Here is a 19,776-nt window from a genome sequence, read left to right as displayed (position 1 = left end):
CATGAGCCAGGACGATACCCCCGATCTGGTCGCTCCGCCGGCCGGCAAGGTCTCGCCCGAAACAGTCGCGCTCCGCGCTCAGCCACGCCCGGTCGCGCGGTTGAATCGACGTACCCTGGGCATGCTTGCCGGTGGGCTCTCCGCCGCGGTGCTGGGAGCCACCATCTGGTCCTTGCAGCCGTCGAAGCCCCGGAGTGGCAATGATCCGGCCGAGCTGTACAACGTCGACCGGGTTTCGCGTTCCGAAGGGCTCGATCGGCTGCCCTCGGACTACTCCAAGCTGCCGCCGCCTCAGCCCGAACTGGGGCCGCCGCTACCGGGCGACCTTGGCCCTGCCATCGTGCAGTCGCAGCGACCCGCGACACTCAGCTACACGCCCCCCGGACACGATACCGCCGAGGCTGAGCGGCTGGCGCGGCTCAAGGAGGCCGAGGAAGCGGCCGCCTCGTCGGTGTTCTTCAGCACAGGCAGCCAGCGCCCGGAGGTGGCTGAGCCTGCACAGCCTGCTGCTGATACAGCAACACTGGCGGGCTTCGACCCGCAGGCCGCCGGTCCCGCCTCGACGGCGGCACAGCCCCTTGATCCAACGGCTGTGCAGAACCGGCAGGAGCAGAAAGAGGCATTCCGTCAAGCTGGCACTAAGGAAACCCGCAATTCCGGGAACCTGCAGCTACCGGCGTCGCCGTACCAAGTCATGGCGGGTACGGTGATCGCCGGCGCGCTGGTGACGGGCATCAAGTCGGATCTTCCGGGTGACGTGATCGGCACCGTGACGGAACCGGTCTACGACACGGCGACCGGCAAGCACCTGCTGATCCCGCAGGGCTCACGCATCCTCGGCCGCTATAACAGCCAGGTCAGCTACGGGCAGAGCCGCGTGCAGGTGGTGTGGAATCGCATCATCCTGCCGGACACATCCTCGCTGACGCTGGACAACCTCGTGGGCACCGATCCGGCTGGCTATGCCGGTCTGGAGGATGGCGTGGATTGGCACTGGGATCGCGTCTTTGCCGGTGCTGCGTTGACGACGCTGTTGGGCGTCGGCGCCGAACTGGCCGCGCCGGAGAACCGCCAGGATGGTGATCGCATCATCATCGCCGGCCGTGACGACCTGCAGGACAGTGTGAATCAGGTCGGACAGGAGATGACTCGGCGCAACATGAACATCCAGCCTACGTTGACTGAGCGTCCTGGCTTGCCGGTGCGAATCATCGTCAACCGGGATCTGGTGCTCCGGCCATATCAACCATTGTTCCTCAATCGGGAAGCTTCACGATGAATGGAACACGCAAACTTCGGATGGAACGGCTGCCTGAGGGGGCGTAACCAACTGATTATTTGGACAAAAGCACCTCAAGATATGTGGCAAAAAAACTGATAAAAATGCTCAAGTTCAAGTATTCTGCGAGTATCAATGAGGCCTGAATTTAGGCTTGGAGCACGTAGGATGAAGGTTTTGTTCGACACCCGTAGGATTCAGAAACTGGGGCGCGTGGCGCTCAGTGAGCAGCTGCTAAGGAATGCTGGGCTAGAAGAGGGGGATCAGGTCGACATCTATTTCGATGCCGCGACTAAACGTATCATCATCGAGCCTGCAGCCCAGCAGGCCGATCAGCTGGTATCGGACAAGCTGTCATCAGGGAGGAGCGCATGATCGCGGGAGCACTTCGCCGAGAGGAGCGTTATTCGGGGCATGAGTCTTTCGTGTGCCGCTACGGCTGGCTCCCTAAGCTGCATAATGCCATTTCCAGTGATCCGTTGGTGCTAAAGGATGAGGCTCAAGCAACCATCACCTTGGGCATCGGCCGTAATATGGTTAAGTCGGTGCAGTTTTGGGGAGAGGCATTCGGGATCGTCGAGGCCCGGGATGCGGGAGGCTTTCAATCTGGTCCGTTGGGGCGGCTCTTGCTTTCTAGTGATGATGGATGGGACCGATTCCTTGAGCAGCCTGACTCGCTTTGGCTGCTGCATTGGTGGATCACGACGCATGCCGACGTTGCCGTTTGGAGCCTTGTTTTCGGCAAGAGCACCTACTCGCGCTTTGATCGTAAAACCCTTATCGCAGGATTGACGGATCGCGCCGGAAAACTCGGCAAAAAGCTTGCTGCCACAACGTTAGAACAGCATGCCAGTATTTTTCTAAATTCTTATAAACGCGAAGAGTCCGCTTCAGACGATACCTCCTGGTGCCCACTGCAAGATCTTGGCCTCTTTGAGGAGGCGACTGCTGATGATGGGAAGACCGTGTATCTCGTCGGCAGAAATGCCCCTTCGGGTCTATCGCCTCGAATTTTCTTGTTTGCAGTGTTGGATTTCTTTGCACGTCATTGCGCGGTTACCCGCAACCTGACTGATCTCATTTACGGAGAGTTCAGCCCGGGTGTTGTTTTCCGACTAGACGAATTTCAGGTGCGTGCTCTTCTGGAGGGGGTGGAGCAGGAATTTCCTAACGTTTTGCGCTTTGTTGACACTGCTGATACTCAGCAAGTGATTCTTGAGCCTGTATTAGTGCCAGAGTGGGCGGCATGCTTGTGGGAAGCCGGGGAAGAATTGAATGTCTGAGTTTTTGATAAACCATCTCGAGTTAGACTCGAAGTTTCTGCGTTCTATCTCTCTTAGCCGAGACCTGCGTTCCCCAGAGTCCCTGGACAGCTATCTCATTACTCCGGCGGTGCTGACAGTGCTGCGCCAGATAGGTGGAGCATTAAAGGCCGGAAGCGTCCAGCGTGCCTGGAAGGTGATCGGCCCGTACGGCAGCGGTAAGTCCGCATTGGGCTTGCTGTTGGCTCGTTTACTGGAGGGCAAGGAAAGCTCGCAGGCCATCTATAAGCAGCTCGAATCGGCTTCTCTTGAGACCGCTGGGTTGTTCCCGCAGGAGCAGAATCGCTTTGCGCTGGCCATCACGGGGTCGCGCTCTTCACTTGGCGACGCCCTGGCTCAATCGGTGATCGATGCGCTGGAATACTTACCGAGCAGTCGGCTCGCGAAAGAGCTGAAGCGCCAGCTGGATCTGAAAAGTCAAACCTATCGTGATCTCCCGTTCAACGCCGCAGCAGGCAGCTTGTTGAGTGATTTCGTTGCGGTCACTCGATCCGCTGGTCACAGCGGCGTGCTGCTCCTGATCGACGAGCTTGGTAAGTTCGTCGAGCATGCAGCTCTCTACCCCGAAGCAGGCGACTTGATATCGCTTCAGCAAATCGCGGAGACAGCCTCCCATCCTATGGATGATGGCTTGCTGGTCCTGACCATGTTGCATCAGCACTTCGACGCATATGCAAAGGGCGTCGGTAGGAGTCTCTCGGACGAATGGCACAAGGTATCGGCTCGCTTTGACGATGTGCCGTTCGATGAGCCGGTTGAGCGTTACGCTCATTTCGCCATGCATGCGCTTGGTGCTGGGCCAGCCATTACCGAGTCTCGCGCGATTCAGCAAAAGGCTCGGGAGATTTACCAACTCAGCATTGGCTTTAAGTTTTTCCGTCACTCAGCGGAGAGTGATTTGTTCGCTCGGGCAGAGGCTCTTTATCCTCTGCACCCGACGGCTTTGGCCGCATTAGCCGTAATATCCAAACGCTTTGGTCAGAGCGAGCGTTCCTTCCATGCGTTTATGCGCGGGCATGAAATAGGTGCTCTGCGCGACTACGCTGGACGTTCGCCGGTTCATACAGATGCTTGGTATGGGCTTCAGGAGCTTTTCGACTACCTCACGACAGGTATCGGATTGCGCTTCCGTGATCTGGAGGCTGAGCGCCGCTGGGAGTATGCCCGCTCGGTGATTGAGCGCAGTGATGCAGATTTGACGGCGCTTCAGGTCGAACTGCTCAAGGCAATCGCCGTCATCGAGCTGGTTGCTCCGTCTCTTCATATCGTTGCGTCGCCTGAAACTCTGGGCTTTGCTTTGATGGGGGCGAGCGGCGAAGTAGAGCAGATAGCCTCCGCTTTGGCCGATCTTGAGCGCAGAACCATTCTGCAAAGCAGGCAGGCCAGCAGAGACTATGTCTTTGCGATGAACCAAGCAGTCAACATCGAAGCGCTTTACCAAGAGACTAAGAAGCGGTCCGACGACGAGCTGATGTTCAGCGGGATCTCTTACGCTTTGGCTGAGCGGAGTGTTATCGCAAGTCGCCACTATCAGCAGACCGGTACTCTCCGTTCAGTGAGAGTAATAGCTGGTACCCCAGACACGGTCAACCAGGCCATCGGTAACTATGGCCAGCACGATGGTTGCATCGGGTTGATGTTTGTGGATTCAGCATCTTCTGATCAGATCGCATCGGCAAGCACGGTCGTTGGTGCGGCAGCGGACGTTTTGACTCTTACGGCAATAGTGCACGTGGGGGCTCGAGAGCGCAGTGCGTTGGTGGAATACTCGCGCTGGGTCATGGTGCATGACCAGGTGAAGAGCCGCTTCCTTGATCCTTGGACTGAACGTCATGTGGAAACACAGTTAGCCAAATCGAGAGAAGAGGTTTCTCGCCTCGTTCTTGCTCTGCTGAACCGCCAAGCGAAGGACAGTTCGGCGATGACTTACTGGTATCTGGGGAAAGAAATCCAGGGCAGTGAGTCGATGAATCTCAGTCAAGCCGCGTCTTGGCTTTTTGATACCGTGTTCAAGTCCGCTCCCACGATCAACAACGAGTTGATCAATAAGGACAAACCCTCGTCGGCAATCACGGCCGCGCGACAGCGTTTGTTTGAACTGCTTGATAAAAACGGCAGCGAGGAGCTGCTTGGAATTACCGACTTCCCGCCTGAGCGCCTGCTGTATGTCTCGCTCTTGCAGTCCACAAGATTGCATAGGAAGACAGGTGCCCATTGGTCTTTAGCCGCCCCTGACAAGGATTCTGACGCTGGGGTTAGAAAGGTTTGGCTGGAGCTCGATGCCCTGCTCAAGACGGACAAGCCGGTCAGCTTTGCTGATGTAATAAGTAGGCTTGCTCAGCCGCCATTAGGCGTACGCAACGGCCCTGCCTCCATATGGTGTGTGGTCTATCTGCTGCTAAACAGAGAGTTCTGCGCGATCTTTGAACGCGGCAGCCTGGTTCTGGAGCTGACGTCTGATCACATGCAGCGGATGTTCCGAAGCCCACAGACGTTCACATTCAGGCGGTTTGCTGCGGTTGAGCGCAAGGCACTGATTCAAGACTATGCAACGGCACTGGGTGCTGTGGGTGTTCAAGTCAGCCTGGACTCCTCGTATCTTGACGTCACTCGAGGGCTAATTCGCTGGTACATGCAGTTACCCCAGTACTCGCAGGAAACGTTACGCCTGTCCGCTCAGACCAAAGCATTCAGGGATGTTATTAAGCGGGCTACTGATCCAGTCGCTCTGCTCGCTCAAGACATTCCACGCGTGCTAACGGGTGTGAAAGGCAAGGAGGGAGTGGACTTTGTCACCTTACTGACAGATTCGCTGACTGAGCTGGGTTTGGCATTTAGACGTCTCCAGGATGAGGTAAGCCTTTCGATGGCCCAGGCATTTGCGATTACTGGGCCTCTCAAAACCTTGCGTACACAACTGCAGGAAGAGTGCGCCGATGCGGCTCGCTCCCTGGCAGATGCGGATCTGAAAGCGTTCATCATGCGCTGTGCTGATATCACGCTCACTGATGACAAGTGGTTGGATTCGATCGCAAGTGTGGTCGCACACCGACCCCTGGATATTTGGACAGACGCACAGGCGCCTCAGTTTGCGAATAGGGTGCAAGATCTCTGCGGACGCTACAAACGTTGGCTGCGTGTGGCGATGTCCCGAGGTGACTTTGAGCGCCAAGCGCAGCGTTTTGTGGGCGTTACCCTGACGCTGCCGAGTGGCGAAGAGGCTGCAATGCTACTGACTTCTGATCAGGAGACGAAGCAAGTAGCAGATGATCTGCTTCGTGACCTTACCAAACAGGTAGGTGGCAATCTGGATAAAGTGGCATCCGCCCTTGCCCAAGCTCTGTTGCAAGTGCAGCAAGGCTCTAATGCGAATAACGAGGAAGAGCTGACTAATGAGCAACGAACCGCAGGTTAGGCACATCCTCAGCCTCTCGGGGGGGAAGGACAGCGCTGCATTAGCAATTTACATGCGCGATCGTGTGCCTGAGATGGAATACATATTCAGTGACACGGGTAAAGAGCTACCAGAGACCTATGACTACCTGCAGCGTTTGGAGAACTATCTAGGCAAGCCTCTACACCGCCTCAATGCAGATCTGGGGTTCGACCATTGGTACACCATGTACGGTGGAATGATTCCATCGAACCACCGTCGTTGGTGTACCAAGATGCTGAAGCTGAAGCCGTTTGAGGACTACTGCGGTGATCAGCCGGTGGTGAATTATGTAGGCCTCCGTGCAGACGAGAATCGCTCGGGTTATATCAGCCATAAGACCAATATTAAGGCTGTCTATCCTTTCCAAGAGGACGGCCTGATTCTACGAGACATTGAAGAAATTCTACGGACATCTGGTGTAGGGATGCCCCCCTATACCAAATGGGGGCGTACACGTTCCGGCTGCTTCTTTTGCTTTTATCAGCAGAAGATCGAGTGGGTTCGCTTAAAAGAAACCCACCCCGATCTCTATGAGAAAGCCAAGGAGTACGAAGTACCGTTCGAGAAGACTGGAAACTTCTTTACATGGAGTCAGGGGGAAAGCTTGGCAGAGCTCGAGCGCCCTGAGCGGATGGCACAAATCAAGCGTGATCACGCATTGCGTGTCGAGCGTATGGCGCAAAGAAAAGATAACTCTACGCTAATAGCTGTTTTTTCTGAGCATGACTCGATTGAGGCACCAGAGGATGATGATGACCAAGGTTGTTTGGTCTGTCAGCTTTGAGATAGCTGAACTCAAGGGAGATTGATTTTGGCATTCAGATTTGCAGCAAGAACTTTACTCGAGCTCGGGCGGGAATTAATAAGCTCCGATCATGTTGCCCTGTATGAGTTGATCAAGAACGGGATTGATGCGGGGTCCCCTTCCATATCTATCGAATGCTCGATAGTAATAGGTAGGGATGCATATTCTCAGGCGCTCGAGAAAATATTAGATGGAGAGGAAATAGATGACATTGTTTCCTTTTTACATCATAGCGTGGTTCCGAGTTCGTTAGTGTCAACGCGACAGGCATTTTTTAGTGAGTTGTCTTGTTTAGATGCCTACGAGTTTGAATCGTCTTTACGTCAGGCTTATAAACGACATAACTATATTGAGATTGCTGATCAAGGACATGGAATGTCACTTGAGGAGTTGGATGAGATTTTCCTAACAGTAGGAACTCGCTCTAGGAGGGGGGAGAATATAAAAGGAGCTGCTTACCTAGGAGATAAAGGCGTAGGTAGGCTTTCAGCAATGCGGCTGGGTAATCACCTTCAGGTTATATCCACTAGGAATGGTGAGCGGTCTTGGAATTTGCTGAGCATTGATTGGGGATTGATCACTCATGACTCGGATTTGGATCTGGATGATTTGCCAGTTGCCCTTAGTAGTGGAGAGCTTAAAGATGACATCTCTGCTCAAGGAACGAGAATTGTTATATCGGATCTTTCCAGTGATTGGTCATGGGATAAATTTTCGAATCTTTTTCAGGGTAGCATTTCAAGGTTAATCGATCCATTTACACCAGGAAAGGCAAACTCTCTTTTACATGTGAAGCATAATGGCTCGCGGGTCATGATACCTTCAATTCCCCAAAAGCTTCTCGAGTCAGCCCATGCTTATTGCAAAGCCAAGCTGTTCTTTGAAGGCGAAGAGCCCAGGCTTGAGGGAGACATCTTCTATCGGCTGCGTGATAAAGGGAGAGTAATAAATCAGCGTGGAGTTGAGATATATTCTCTTGCTCAGTCGACGCAAAAGCGAAGGGGTAAGACTGGGCATGCAAGTAATGCTGTGGTTCCTATTTCTCCTAAGGCTTTGAGAGATTTGGGTCCGGTAGAGGTCGAGGTTTACTGGTATAACCGGCGTGTCGTAGAGGCTGTCGATGAGTTGACAGAATCCGTCCAAGGAACAAGGGATGAGATTCGAAAGTGGTCTGGCGGTCCCATGCTGTACCGATATGGCTATCGAATTCTGCCCTACGGTGATGCAGAAGATGATTGGCTTGAACTTGACAAGAATGCGTTTGGCCAATCTGGATTTAAGCTAAATCGTCAACAGGTAATCGGGTTTGTAAAGGTTGTTGCACCTCATACCTCGTTTAGCGAGCAAACCAATCGTGAAGGCTTAATCGAGACGCCGTCCACTACAGCTTTGCGTAAGGTTCTGATGTGGCTTTTGCATTCAGAGTTGCGCGAGCTGATAAATGATGCTGATGAAGAAGAGTTGTTGGCTCGCCGAGAGGCGGAGCATCTTGTTACTGATTACCGCGATGCAGAGCTAAGGGTTTATCAGGCTATTGATAAATTTGAGATGGTTAGTGGCAAGGCGGGGCTAACAGTTTCCAATGATATACGGCGTAAAGTAACTGACCTGGTTAGGCAGTGCACTCTGGTAGCGAACAAAACAGAGTCTGTGCTGGATCAGGCTGCCAAAGATCGAGAGAAATTCGTTCATCTTGCGGGGATAGGTCTTATGACTGAGTTTATCTTCCACGAGTTAGATCGAGTGGTAGATCATGCGGTATTGGAATTATCTAGAACAAAGAAACTTCCCTCTCAGTCAGTTCTCCAGTCTTTGGAGGATCAGTTAAAGACTTTGCAGAAACGGATTTCTGCCTTTGATGAGCTTTCAGGGGAGAAAAGGCAGGTTAAGAGTCAGTTTTATTTGAGTGAGGTCGTGCAGCAGTGCATTGATAATCATGCGGCCCAGTTCGATCGCCATAATATTTTCCTCGATTTTTCGGTTGAGGAAGGGCAGAAGCCTATAAAGGCTGTGAAAGGGATGGTGATTCAGATTGTTGAGAATCTGATTGCAAATTCAGTCTATTGGTTAAAGCAGCAGGTGAAGTATCAAAAAGGATTCGCTCCGAAAATAAGTGTAACTGTGGCTGATGGGGGGCTGTCGATCTTGGATAATGGTCCAGGTGTGGCTCCAGAGCGACGTGAAATAATATTTCAGCCTTTTATTACTTCTAAGCCTGTGGGGCAGGGGCGGGGGCTGGGGCTTTATATATCAAGTGAGCTTGCTAGATACCATGGGTGGGATTTGTTTTTAGAGAATTCCATCGGTTTATCTCGTGCTGGGCGTCTTAATAACTTCATTTTGGATATGAAGGTTAAATGATATGAGTTTTGAACGTATTGCTAGTGCCGTAGCAGCAAGTGGCGTTAATCATATTGCTGTCATGGATGACGTGTTTGATATTCCCCCTGTTGCCCAGGATGAGTATGGTAGCTGGCTGGAATTCTTTGATTCAGCAATGGGAAATACGGTTGCTAAGGAAGTAGGTGTATCCGACGGTGACCTTACTTCCGCTTGCGCGTTCTTACGATCGGAGCATGATGATGAAGATGCGCTCCTAGATGTGATTGGCAAGATATATCTGAGGTATACAGAGACTTTTGATAGTCGATTTGACCCTTTCGAGTTCTTTACTGGTAAGAAGGGCGGTAATCTCGAAGCACTTAAGCCTATTCTTACCTTAATTAATAAATTGGCGGGTGTTAAGGTTACTCGTATTGGCTCTGTTGCAAATGTCATTGAGTTCGATGGGGAGCCGGAAGTTGTTTTTGCTGACTACTACTTGGATCCTAGCTTGTCAGCAACAGAGAATGCAGTGGGCGCGAAAGGCGCCCAGGCGATTCACAACTCACTTGATCGATTGAATTCAATATTTAAGAGTGCAAGAGTCGCTCCTGCTATAATCTTAATGTCTTCTCACGATCAGGCTAGGCAGGAGTCCGAACGGTACAGGACTAGTGCAAGGCTTGAAAAAGGCCATCTTTTTGCAAGTCGCTTTGCATTTGTTCATAAGGGCGAGGTTTCTCTTGAGAATGATAGTTTAACTATTGATAGGCTTGCTCTTGATTCATTGCTGGAGCTTTTTGGTAGTTATATTTTTGGTCGATCTTTAAGTGTTTCTTTGAATACTTGGGGAGAAAGCGCGCGCTCTGCGGTGGATAATCTTCAAGAAGGAATGAAGGAGTTAGGTCTTAACGATTTAGCCTATCTTGTGCGCTTCCGCCTCGCGAAAGAGGGGTTGAGTCTTATTGAGTACCTTGATTGGTTGCTGGGTGAGGCGTTGGTTGAAAAGATCGGTAGTAACTTTGATCTGGGCGTGAAAGATTGCCAATATTCCAAGGACTTGGAGTCTGGTTGCGACACTGTCATAGGTGCTTTTGATGGGGCTACAGAAAGAGTGGCCGAGCTATACAATAGCGCCAGAGTTAGATCGTCGCGAGTTAGTGTGCTGCCCAATTATAAGTTGGGGGATATTTATGTGGATGCATATGTCGGTAATGGCGAGGTGTCAACGCCTAGCTCGGTTATAGCGATAATGAATCCTGACTGCGATTTGATGCGCCGTAAAGACGGGTCTAGAACTGCAACTCAGCTACTTGTTGTGTCGGGAGAGTTGAAGGGGCTTAATGGCCTTAAGTCATCTATCAAGGATTATTTGGTTATTGACTCTAAGCCTTATAATATAAAGTGGAATCTCAAGTCTTTTAGAACTATTCCGTTTGGCGCTTCGGCTCCCCAAGAAAATGCTTCTTCTGAGCTGTACCGCTATATAGGAACTCTAAAGTCTGTATATGCTCAAGAGCTTCAGCAGGATTTGCTAAGTGATATTGGACGTGTAGGTGTTCCTGTGCCCCCTTCACTGGCTGTTATGGCTTCCTTCAAGGTTAAGTGGCGTGACAAGGCCGGGAAATGGACGGAGGTTGAGGGGCTAGATAACAATACTTGCTATTTTGTTCCGAGCCGCGGAGGAAGTGACGCTGTTCGGACGGTATTCCCAAAATCTTTCATAGAAGTTTTGATCAATAGGCTGGGTGATATTGATCCAAACAGTCTTGAGGCAAAGTGGATCAAGGATCGTGAAGCTCAGAGCAAGGATGGGGGTGAAGCATTGATTAATGCTTTGGTCAAAGACGGTGTCTCATTTAACTGTAAACCAATTCATGGTGTTTCTGTTATTGGAGGGGATAAGCCAGCGGGCGAAGCTAAGGAGGCATGGGCAGTTATTCAGGTGCTATTGAGTTAATAGCGGACATGTTTTCAGAAAATCTAAAAGGCCGTGAGACGGTCCTTTTAGATTTTCGGATATTGATAAGCTCTTGAAGCCCTAATGTTGGGATTAGGAAGATGGCATAGACGTGCCGTCTGGTGTGAGTGGCTGATTTCTCGGCATGGAGCGCGGGACTAATTGCCTGAAGAGCGACCGTGTGCTCATGGTCCAGATGAGTCAGCACCACTTGGTCAGGGACTTTTGCGGGAAATCATTGAAGATCGTCCGCCATCGTTGGGCATCGATTGCAGCGAGCGCCCTATATCATCCTAGTAATATCAATGGGTTACGGGGTCGACCACTGGCATGGGGTGCAAGGGGTAGAGTGTTCGAATCACTCCGTTCCGACCAAATTTAAAAGGCTGGTTCAGAAATGAATCGGCCTTTTTGCATTTCTCTTTCCGCAAAAATTCTTAGATCGCCCGCCAATGCGGCGTATCCCTTGGTGCCTAATTATTCTGCGCTGTAAGTGATGTGGTCGGGACCTGTCGATCGATTCAGGTTTCGCCTTACTACTTGATGACGCTGGTGCGGGGCCGCCCAGCTCATGAAGGCGCGGTGGGGGGGGGAGGCGCCACGCATCGTCATCAAGCGAGGAGGTTGGTAGTGGTGCCTCCTTTATATGGGTGGCACGAATCGGTTGCATGGTCGTTGCTGATACGCCTGGGCTGGCGCGGCTGTGGGACGGTGCTGCTCCTATATAGAAGGAGGAGGGGAGAGACCCTTTGTCATCTTTCTGCAAAAAGTCATTGACGGCCCATTTAAACTCCCTATAATGCGCACCACTCCCAGCGACGAAGCGCTGAAAGAACTTGAAAATCAAGTACTTACAGAGATTCGAAGTTGAGGGTGGTGGTCAGGCAGGTGGTTCATTTGCCGCTTTTCATTGGCTGCCCGGCAGCGAGCTGAAAAGAAGATCGCCGAGGTGGTTGACAGCGAGTTTGATCGCTGTAGAATGCGCCTCCCGCTGATGAGAAGGTTTCCTTCACTGAAGCACAAGCGATTGAGTAGAAAAGAAATTTTCGAAAAATAAAGCTTGACGAAAGATGAGGTTAGCGTAGAATGCGCGCCTCGGTTGAGACGAAAGCCTTAACCAACTGCTCTTTAACAAGTTGAATCAAGCAATTCGTGTGGGTGCTTGTGATGTAAGACTGATGATCGACTGATTATCAGCAACGCAAGTAACACTCGTGAATTCGAGAGTTTTAGCTCTTTAAATAGAGCATGCGATTGCTGAGCCAAGTTTAGGGTTTTCTCAAAACCCAAGCAGTATTGAACTGAAGAGTTTGATCATGGCTCAGATTGAACGCTGGCGGCAGGCCTAACACATGCAAGTCGAGCGGATGAGTGGAGCTTGCTCCATGATTCAGCGGCGGACGGGTGAGTAATGCCTAGGAATCTGCCTGGTAGTGGGGGACAACGTTTCGAAAGGAACGCTAATACCGCATACGTCCTACGGGAGAAAGCAGGGGACCTTCGGGCCTTGCGCTATCAGATGAGCCTAGGTCGGATTAGCTAGTTGGTGGGGTAAAGGCCTACCAAGGCGACGATCCGTAACTGGTCTGAGAGGATGATCAGTCACACTGGAACTGAGACACGGTCCAGACTCCTACGGGAGGCAGCAGTGGGGAATATTGGACAATGGGCGAAAGCCTGATCCAGCCATGCCGCGTGTGTGAAGAAGGTCTTCGGATTGTAAAGCACTTTAAGTTGGGAGGAAGGGCAGTAAGTTAATACCTTGCTGTTTTGACGTTACCAACAGAATAAGCACCGGCTAACTTCGTGCCAGCAGCCGCGGTAATACGAAGGGTGCAAGCGTTAATCGGAATTACTGGGCGTAAAGCGCGCGTAGGTGGTTTGGTAAGATGGATGTGAAATCCCCGGGCTCAACCTGGGAACTGCATCCATAACTGCCTGACTAGAGTACGGTAGAGGGTGGTGGAATTTCCTGTGTAGCGGTGAAATGCGTAGATATAGGAAGGAACACCAGTGGCGAAGGCGACCACCTGGACTGATACTGACACTGAGGTGCGAAAGCGTGGGGAGCAAACAGGATTAGATACCCTGGTAGTCCACGCCGTAAACGATGTCGACTAGCCGTTGGGATCCTTGAGATCTTAGTGGCGCAGCTAACGCGATAAGTCGACCGCCTGGGGAGTACGGCCGCAAGGTTAAAACTCAAATGAATTGACGGGGGCCCGCACAAGCGGTGGAGCATGTGGTTTAATTCGAAGCAACGCGAAGAACCTTACCTGGCCTTGACATGTCCGGAATCTTGCAGAGATGCGAGAGTGCCTTCGGGAATCGGAACACAGGTGCTGCATGGCTGTCGTCAGCTCGTGTCGTGAGATGTTGGGTTAAGTCCCGTAACGAGCGCAACCCTTGTCCTTAGTTACCAGCACGTTATGGTGGGCACTCTAAGGAGACTGCCGGTGACAAACCGGAGGAAGGTGGGGATGACGTCAAGTCATCATGGCCCTTACGGCCAGGGCTACACACGTGCTACAATGGTCGGTACAGAGGGTTGCCAAGCCGCGAGGTGGAGCTAATCCCATAAAACCGATCGTAGTCCGGATCGCAGTCTGCAACTCGACTGCGTGAAGTCGGAATCGCTAGTAATCGTGAATCAGAATGTCACGGTGAATACGTTCCCGGGCCTTGTACACACCGCCCGTCACACCATGGGAGTGGGTTGCTCCAGAAGTAGCTAGTCTAACCGCAAGGGGGACGGTTACCACGGAGTGATTCATGACTGGGGTGAAGTCGTAACAAGGTAGCCGTAGGGGAACCTGCGGCTGGATCACCTCCTTAATCGAAGATCTCAGCTTCTTCATAAGCTCCCACACGAATTGCTTGATTCACTGGTTAGACGATTGGGTCTGTAGCTCAGTTGGTTAGAGCGCACCCCTGATAAGGGTGAGGTCGGCAGTTCGAATCTGCCCAGACCCACCAATTGTTGTGGTGTGCTGCTGATCCGATGGGGCCATAGCTCAGCTGGGAGAGCGCCTGCTTTGCACGCAGGAGGTCAGGAGTTCGATCCTCCTTGGCTCCACCATTAATCGTCGAAAGCTCAGACATGAATGTTCAAGTTGAACGAACATTGATGTCTGGTCTTTGTGCCAGAACTGTTCTTTAAAAATTTGGGTATGTGATAGAAGTAGACTGAATAATCTCTTTCACTGGTGATTATTCAAGTCAAGGTAAAATTTGCGAGTTCAAGCGCGAATTTTCGGCGAATGTCGTCTTCACGTTCGAGACAATAACCAGATTGCTTGGGGTTATATGGTCAAGTGAAGAAGCGCATACGGTGGATGCCTTGGCAGTCAGAGGCGATGAAAGACGTGGTAGCCTGCGATAAGCTTCGGGGAGTCGGCAAACAGACTTTGATCCGGAGATCTCTGAATGGGGAAACCCACCCGGGATAACCTGGGTATCTTGCACTGAATACATAGGTGTAAGAGGCGAACCAGGGGAACTGAAACATCTAAGTACCCTGAGGAAAAGAAATCAACCGAGATTCCCTTAGTAGTGGCGAGCGAACGGGGATTAGCCCTTAAGCTTCTTTGAATCTAACAGAACGCTCTGGAAAGTGCGGCCATAGTGGGTGATAGCCCCGTATGTGAAAGGTTCTTTGAAGTGAAATCGAGTAGGACGGAGCACGAGAAACTTTGTCTGAATATGGGGGGACCATCCTCCAAGGCTAAATACTACTGACTGACCGATAGTGAACCAGTACCGTGAGGGAAAGGCGAAAAGAACCCCGGAGAGGGGAGTGAAATAGAACCTGAAACCGTATGCGTACAAGCAGTGGGAGCCTACTTGTTAGGTGACTGCGTACCTTTTGTATAATGGGTCAGCGACTTATATTCAGTGGCGAGCTTAACCGTATAGGGAAGGCGTAGCGAAAGCGAGTCTTAATAGGGCGTTTTAGTCGCTGGGTATAGACCCGAAACCGGGCGATCTATCCATGAGCAGGTTGAAGGTTAGGTAACACTGACTGGAGGACCGAACCCACTCCCGTTGAAAAGGTAGGGGATGACTTGTGGATCGGAGTGAAAGGCTAATCAAGCTCGGAGATAGCTGGTTCTCCTCGAAAGCTATTTAGGTAGCGCCTCACGTATCACTCCAGGGGGTAGAGCACTGTTTCGGCTAGGGGGTCATCCCGACTTACCAAACCGATGCAAACTCCGAATACCTGGAAGTGTCAGCGTGGGAGACACACGGCGGGTGCTAACGTCCGTCGTGAAAAGGGAAACAACCCAGACCGTCAGCTAAGGTCCCAAAGTTATGGTTAAGTGGTAAACGATGTGGGAAGGCTTAGACAGCTAGGAGGTTGGCTTAGAAGCAGCCACCCTTTAAAGAAAGCGTAATAGCTCACTAGTCGAGTCGGCCTGCGCGGAAGATGTAACGGGGCTCAAACCATACACCGAAGCTACGGGTGCATCGCAAGATGCGCGGTAGAGGAGCGTTCTGTAAGCCTGTGAAGGTGAGTTGAGAAGCTTGCTGGAGGTATCAGAAGTGCGAATGCTGACATGAGTAACGACAATGGGAGTGAAAAACTCCCACGCCGAAAGACCAAGGGTTCCTGCGCAACGTTAATCGACGCAGGGTTAGTCGGTCCCTAAGGCGAGGCTGAAGAGCGTAGTCGATGGGAAACAGGTTAATATTCCTGTACTTCTAGTTACTGCGATGGAGGGACGGAGAAGGCTAGGCCAGCTTGGCGTTGGTTGTCCAAGTTTAAGGTGGTAGGCAGAGATCTTAGGTAAATCCGGGATCTTAATGCCGAGAGCTGATGACGAGTCATCTTTCAGATGATGAAGTGGTTGATGCCATGCTTCCAGGAAAAGCTTCTAAGCTTCAGGTAACTAGGAACCGTACCCCAAACCGACACAGGTGGTTGGGTAGAGAATACCAAGGCGCTTGAGAGAACTCGGGTGAAGGAACTAGGCAAAATGGCACCGTAACTTCGGGAGAAGGTGCGCCGGCGAGGGTTAAGGATTTACTCCGTAAGCCCATGCCGGTCGAAGATACCAGGCCGCTGCGACTGTTTATTAAAAACACAGCACTCTGCAAACACGAAAGTGGACGTATAGGGTGTGACGCCTGCCCGGTGCCGGAAGGTTAATTGATGGGGTTAGCGAAAGCGAAGCTCTTGATCGAAGCCCCGGTAAACGGCGGCCGTAACTATAACGGTCCTAAGGTAGCGAAATTCCTTGTCGGGTAAGTTCCGACCTGCACGAATGGCGTAACGATGGCGGCGCTGTCTCCACCCGAGACTCAGTGAAATTGAAATCGCTGTGAAGATGCAGTGTATCCGCGGCTAGACGGAAAGACCCCGTGAACCTTTACTGTAGCTTTGCACTGGACTTTGAGCCTGCTTGTGTAGGATAGGTGGGAGGCTTTGAAGCGTGGACGCCAGTCTGCGTGGAGCCATCCTTGAAATACCACCCTGGCATGCTTGAGGTTCTAACTCTGGTCCGTTATCCGGATCGAGGACAGTGTATGGTGGGCAGTTTGACTGGGGCGGTCTCCTCCTAAAGAGTAACGGAGGAGTACGAAGGTGCGCTCAGACCGGTCGGAAATCGGTCGTAGAGTATAAAGGCAAAAGCGCGCTTGACTGCGAGACAGACACGTCGAGCAGGTACGAAAGTAGGTCTTAGTGATCCGGTGGTTCTGTATGGAAGGGCCATCGCTCAACGGATAAAAGGTACTCCGGGGATAACAGGCTGATACCGCCCAAGAGTTCATATCGACGGCGGTGTTTGGCACCTCGATGTCGGCTCATCACATCCTGGGGCTGAAGCCGGTCCCAAGGGTATGGCTGTTCGCCATTTAAAGTGGTACGCGAGCTGGGTTTAGAACGTCGTGAGACAGTTCGGTCCCTATCTGCCGTGGACGTTTGAGATTTGAGAGGGGCTGCTCCTAGTACGAGAGGACCGGAGTGGACGAACCTCTGGTGTTCCGGTTGTCACGCCAGTGGCATTGCCGGGTAGCTATGTTCGGAATAGATAACCGCTGAAAGCATCTAAGCGGGAAACTAGCCTCAAGATGAGATCTCACTGGGAACTTGATTCCCCTGAAGGGCCGTCGAAGACTACGACGTTGATAGGTCGGGTGTGTAAGCGCTGTGAGGCGTTGAGCTAACCGATACTAATTGCCCGTGAGGCTTGACCATATAACACCCAAACAATTTGCGTGTTGTACGGTGAAGACGTAACGAACCGAAAGTTCGTGTGAACCGCAAATTACCTGTCACATACCCGAATCTGGATGAGCGTGTGCACCTGCCACGAGCATCCATAAAGAATTGCTTGACGACCATAGAGCGTTGGAACCACCTGATCCCATCCCGAACTCAGTAGTGAAACGACGCATCGCCGATGGTAGTGTGGAGTTTCTCCATGTGAGAGTAGGTCATCGTCAAGCTCCTATCCCAAGACCCCTGGTCAGCATCGCTGGCCGGGGGTTTTGCTTATTAGTGTAAGCAACCCGAATTCGGATGAGCGCCAAGGCGAGCATCCAACCGAATTGCTTGACGACCATAGAGCATTGGAACCACCTGATCCCATCCCGAACTCAGTAGTGAAACGATGCATCGCCGATGGTAGTGTGGAGTTTCTCCATGTGAGAGTAGGTCATCGTCAAGCTTCTAATTCCAAAGCCCCTGATCAGTGAAAGCTGGTCGGGGGTTTTGTTTTATGGGCGGGAGTAAAGAGTGGATTCTGGCTGGGGCCGGCGGGGTTCAGTTTGGTTTGACCTTCGCGGACAAGGTCCGCTCCTACGGGGGGCGGGCAAACACTGTGTGAGGCAGTTCGCGAGCAAGCTTGCTCCTACAAGGGGGTGAGGGGCTTGGTCATGATGAGGGTGCGCTCTTCGCCGTGAAGCTGTTCGCGCAGCACGCGGTAGCCTATGCCAGCGTAGAAGCTCTCAGCAGTGATGGAAGAGGGGACCAGTAGGGTCTCTATGCTGCGCTCCAGGGCGGCTTTCTCGATTCGGCTCATCAGGGCCTGCCCGATTCCTTTGCGTTGCTGCGGAGGGGCTATGAAGAGGCTGCGCACGGCATTGCCGTCCAGGGCGCCAGTGCCCACGATCTCGCCGTCCAGCATGGCGACGAAGACCAGGCGTTGCTCCAGCAACTCTATCACCCGTCCCGGCGTGAAGTGCGCCAGCACTGACTCGATGACACTCGCCGGGTAATCCTGGCCGTTGCTCTCCCTGACAGCTTCTACGATCACCCGGCTGATGGCCTTGGCGTCGTCGCTGCACGCTTGTCTGATCGTCAATCCCATCGATGCACTCCCTGTTATCAGCCTGCTCATCGTGACGTGATCGGTAGCGCAAGGGTAGAGCGGAATCGCAGGCAACAAAAAAGGCGCCCTGGGGGCGCCTTTCTTGTTTGGATCACCGATCAGCCGTTGTGGCGTTTCAGGACCAGGGTGGCGTTGGTGCCGCCGAAGCCGAAGCTGTTGCTCATGACGGTGTCGATCTTCGCGTTCTCGCGAGTCTCGCGCAGGATCGGTAGGTCGGCGACTTCCGGGTCCAGTTCGTCGATGTTGGCCGAACCGGCGATGAAGTTGCCTTCCATCATCAGCAGGCAGTAGATCGCTTCGTGAACGCCAGCGGCGCCCAGGGAGTGGCCGGACAGGCTCTTGGTGGAGCTGATGGCCGGAGCCTTGTCGCCGAACACTGCACGTACGCCACGGATTTCAGCGACATCGCCGACCGGTGTGGAGGTGCCGTGGGTGTTCAGGTAGTCGATCGGGGTGTCGACGGTGGCCAGGGCCTGCTGCATGCAGCGGATGGCGCCTTCGCCGCTCGGGGCGACCATGTCATAGCCATCGGAGGTGGCACCGTAGCCAACGATTTCGGCGTAGATCTTGGCGCCACGCTTGAGGGCGTGTTCCAGCTCTTCGACCACGACCATGCCGCCACCGCCGGCGATGACGAAACCATCACGCTTGGCGTCATAGGCGCGGGAGGCCTTTTCCGGGGTGTCGTTGTACTGGGTGGAGAGAGCGCCCATGGCGTCGAACAGGCAGCTCTGGCTCCAGTGTTCTTCCTCGCCGCCGCCAGCGAAGACGACGTCCTGCTTGCCCAACTGGATCTGTTCCATGGCCTGGCCGATGCAATGCGCGCTGGTGGCGCAGGCCGAGGAGATGGAGTAGTTCACGCCCTTGATCTGGAAGGGAGTGGCCAGGCACGCGGAAACGGTGCTGCCCATGGTGCGGGTCACGCGGTATGGGCCGATGCGCTTGACGCCCTTTTCGCGCAGGGTGTCGATAGCTTCCATCTGATTCAGGGTGGAAGCGCCGCCGGAGCCCGCGATCAGGCCGGTGCGCGGGTTGGAGATCTGCTCGGGGGTGAGGCCGGAGTCCTTGATCGCCTGTTCCATTGCCAGGTAGGCATAAGCGGCGGCGTCGCCCATGAAGCGGAAGACCTTGCGGTCGATCAGCTCTTCCAGATTCAGGTTGACCGAACCGGACACGTGGCTGCGCAGGCCCATCTCGGCGTAGCTGGGGTTGTGGCGGATGCCAGCACGGCCTGCACGCAGGTTGGCGGAGACGGTGTCTTTGTCATTGCCCAGGCAGGAAACGATGCCCAGACCGGTGATCACGACGCGACGCATGC

The 19,776-nt window shown here is 52.9% G+C and carries 9 protein-coding genes, 2 tRNA genes and 4 rRNA genes; 13 read left to right on the top strand and 2 right to left on the bottom strand.

Annotated features, from left to right (window positions below):
- The first annotated feature begins 1 nt into the window (after position 1).
- The 13 genes from AC2T4A_RS24855 to rrf (AC2T4A_RS24795) all read left to right on the top strand — a co-directional run bounded on the left by AC2T4A_RS24855 (position 2) and on the right by rrf (AC2T4A_RS24795) (position 17,795).
- Positions 2-1,279 (top strand): TraB/TrbI/VirB10 family type IV secretion system protein, encoded by a 1,278-nt coding sequence (locus AC2T4A_RS24855; RefSeq protein ID WP_486742038.1) that lies wholly within the window; start codon positions 2-4, stop codon positions 1,277-1,279.
- A gap of 168 nt (positions 1,280-1,447) precedes the next feature.
- On the top strand, positions 1,448-1,654 hold the full coding sequence (locus AC2T4A_RS24850; protein WP_023086094.1) for a hypothetical protein: 207 nt from the start codon (positions 1,448-1,450) through the stop codon (positions 1,652-1,654).
- A complete protein-coding gene (locus AC2T4A_RS24845; RefSeq protein WP_023086095.1) occupies positions 1,651-2,562 on the top strand; it encodes a DUF4007 family protein in 912 nt (303 codons plus the stop codon). The genes AC2T4A_RS24850 and AC2T4A_RS24845 overlap by 4 nt, the downstream gene beginning before the upstream one ends.
- Positions 2,555-6,016 (top strand): hypothetical protein, encoded by a 3,462-nt coding sequence (locus AC2T4A_RS24840; protein ID WP_486742037.1) that lies wholly within the window; start codon positions 2,555-2,557, stop codon positions 6,014-6,016. The genes AC2T4A_RS24845 and AC2T4A_RS24840 overlap by 8 nt, the downstream gene beginning before the upstream one ends.
- Complete coding sequence (locus AC2T4A_RS24835; protein ID WP_462194370.1) at positions 5,994-6,821, top strand: phosphoadenosine phosphosulfate reductase family protein; 828 nt, start codon at positions 5,994-5,996, stop codon at positions 6,819-6,821. Before AC2T4A_RS24840 ends, AC2T4A_RS24835 begins: the two co-directional genes overlap by 23 nt.
- 27 nt (positions 6,822-6,848) lie before the next feature.
- A complete protein-coding gene (locus AC2T4A_RS24830; RefSeq protein ID WP_462194369.1) occupies positions 6,849-9,203 on the top strand; it encodes a sensor histidine kinase in 2,355 nt (784 codons plus the stop codon).
- Between the two features lies 1 nt (position 9,204).
- Positions 9,205-11,124 (top strand): hypothetical protein, encoded by a 1,920-nt coding sequence (locus AC2T4A_RS24825; protein ID WP_462194368.1) that lies wholly within the window; start codon positions 9,205-9,207, stop codon positions 11,122-11,124.
- A 1,298-nt stretch (positions 11,125-12,422) separates the two neighbouring features.
- Positions 12,423-13,959: ribosomal RNA gene (locus AC2T4A_RS24820) — 16S ribosomal RNA — on the top strand.
- 64 nt (positions 13,960-14,023) lie between these two features.
- Positions 14,024-14,100: transfer RNA gene (locus AC2T4A_RS24815), tRNA-Ile, on the top strand.
- Between the two features lie 27 nt (positions 14,101-14,127).
- A tRNA-Ala gene (locus tag AC2T4A_RS24810) sits at positions 14,128-14,203 on the top strand.
- Between the two features lie 229 nt (positions 14,204-14,432).
- Positions 14,433-17,323, top strand: a 23S ribosomal RNA gene (locus tag AC2T4A_RS24805).
- 135 nt (positions 17,324-17,458) lie between these two features.
- A 5S ribosomal RNA gene (gene rrf / locus AC2T4A_RS24800) occupies positions 17,459-17,574 on the top strand.
- Between the two features lie 105 nt (positions 17,575-17,679).
- A 5S ribosomal RNA gene (rrf, locus tag AC2T4A_RS24795) occupies positions 17,680-17,795 on the top strand.
- The 16S, 23S and 5S rRNA genes sit together here with 2 tRNA genes alongside, the layout of an rRNA operon.
- 183 nt (positions 17,796-17,978) lie before the next feature.
- Here the strand turns inward: rrf (AC2T4A_RS24795) and AC2T4A_RS24790 are convergent.
- Both AC2T4A_RS24790 and fabB read right to left on the bottom strand, forming a co-directional pair.
- Complete coding sequence (locus AC2T4A_RS24790; protein ID WP_478379036.1) at positions 17,979-18,437, bottom strand: GNAT family N-acetyltransferase; 459 nt, start codon at positions 18,435-18,437, stop codon at positions 17,979-17,981.
- Between the two features lie 119 nt (positions 18,438-18,556).
- The gene (gene fabB / locus AC2T4A_RS24785) at positions 18,557-19,774 is read right to left on the bottom strand and encodes a beta-ketoacyl-ACP synthase I (protein WP_138525223.1); all 1,218 of its coding nucleotides are present in this window, start codon (positions 19,772-19,774) and stop codon (positions 18,557-18,559) included.
- Positions 19,775-19,776 lie beyond the last annotated feature (2 nt).

It is taken from the genome of Pseudomonas sp. PVC-3-1 (genome assembly GCF_057444315.1).
This window is presented reverse-complemented; position numbering and strand designations above follow the sequence as displayed.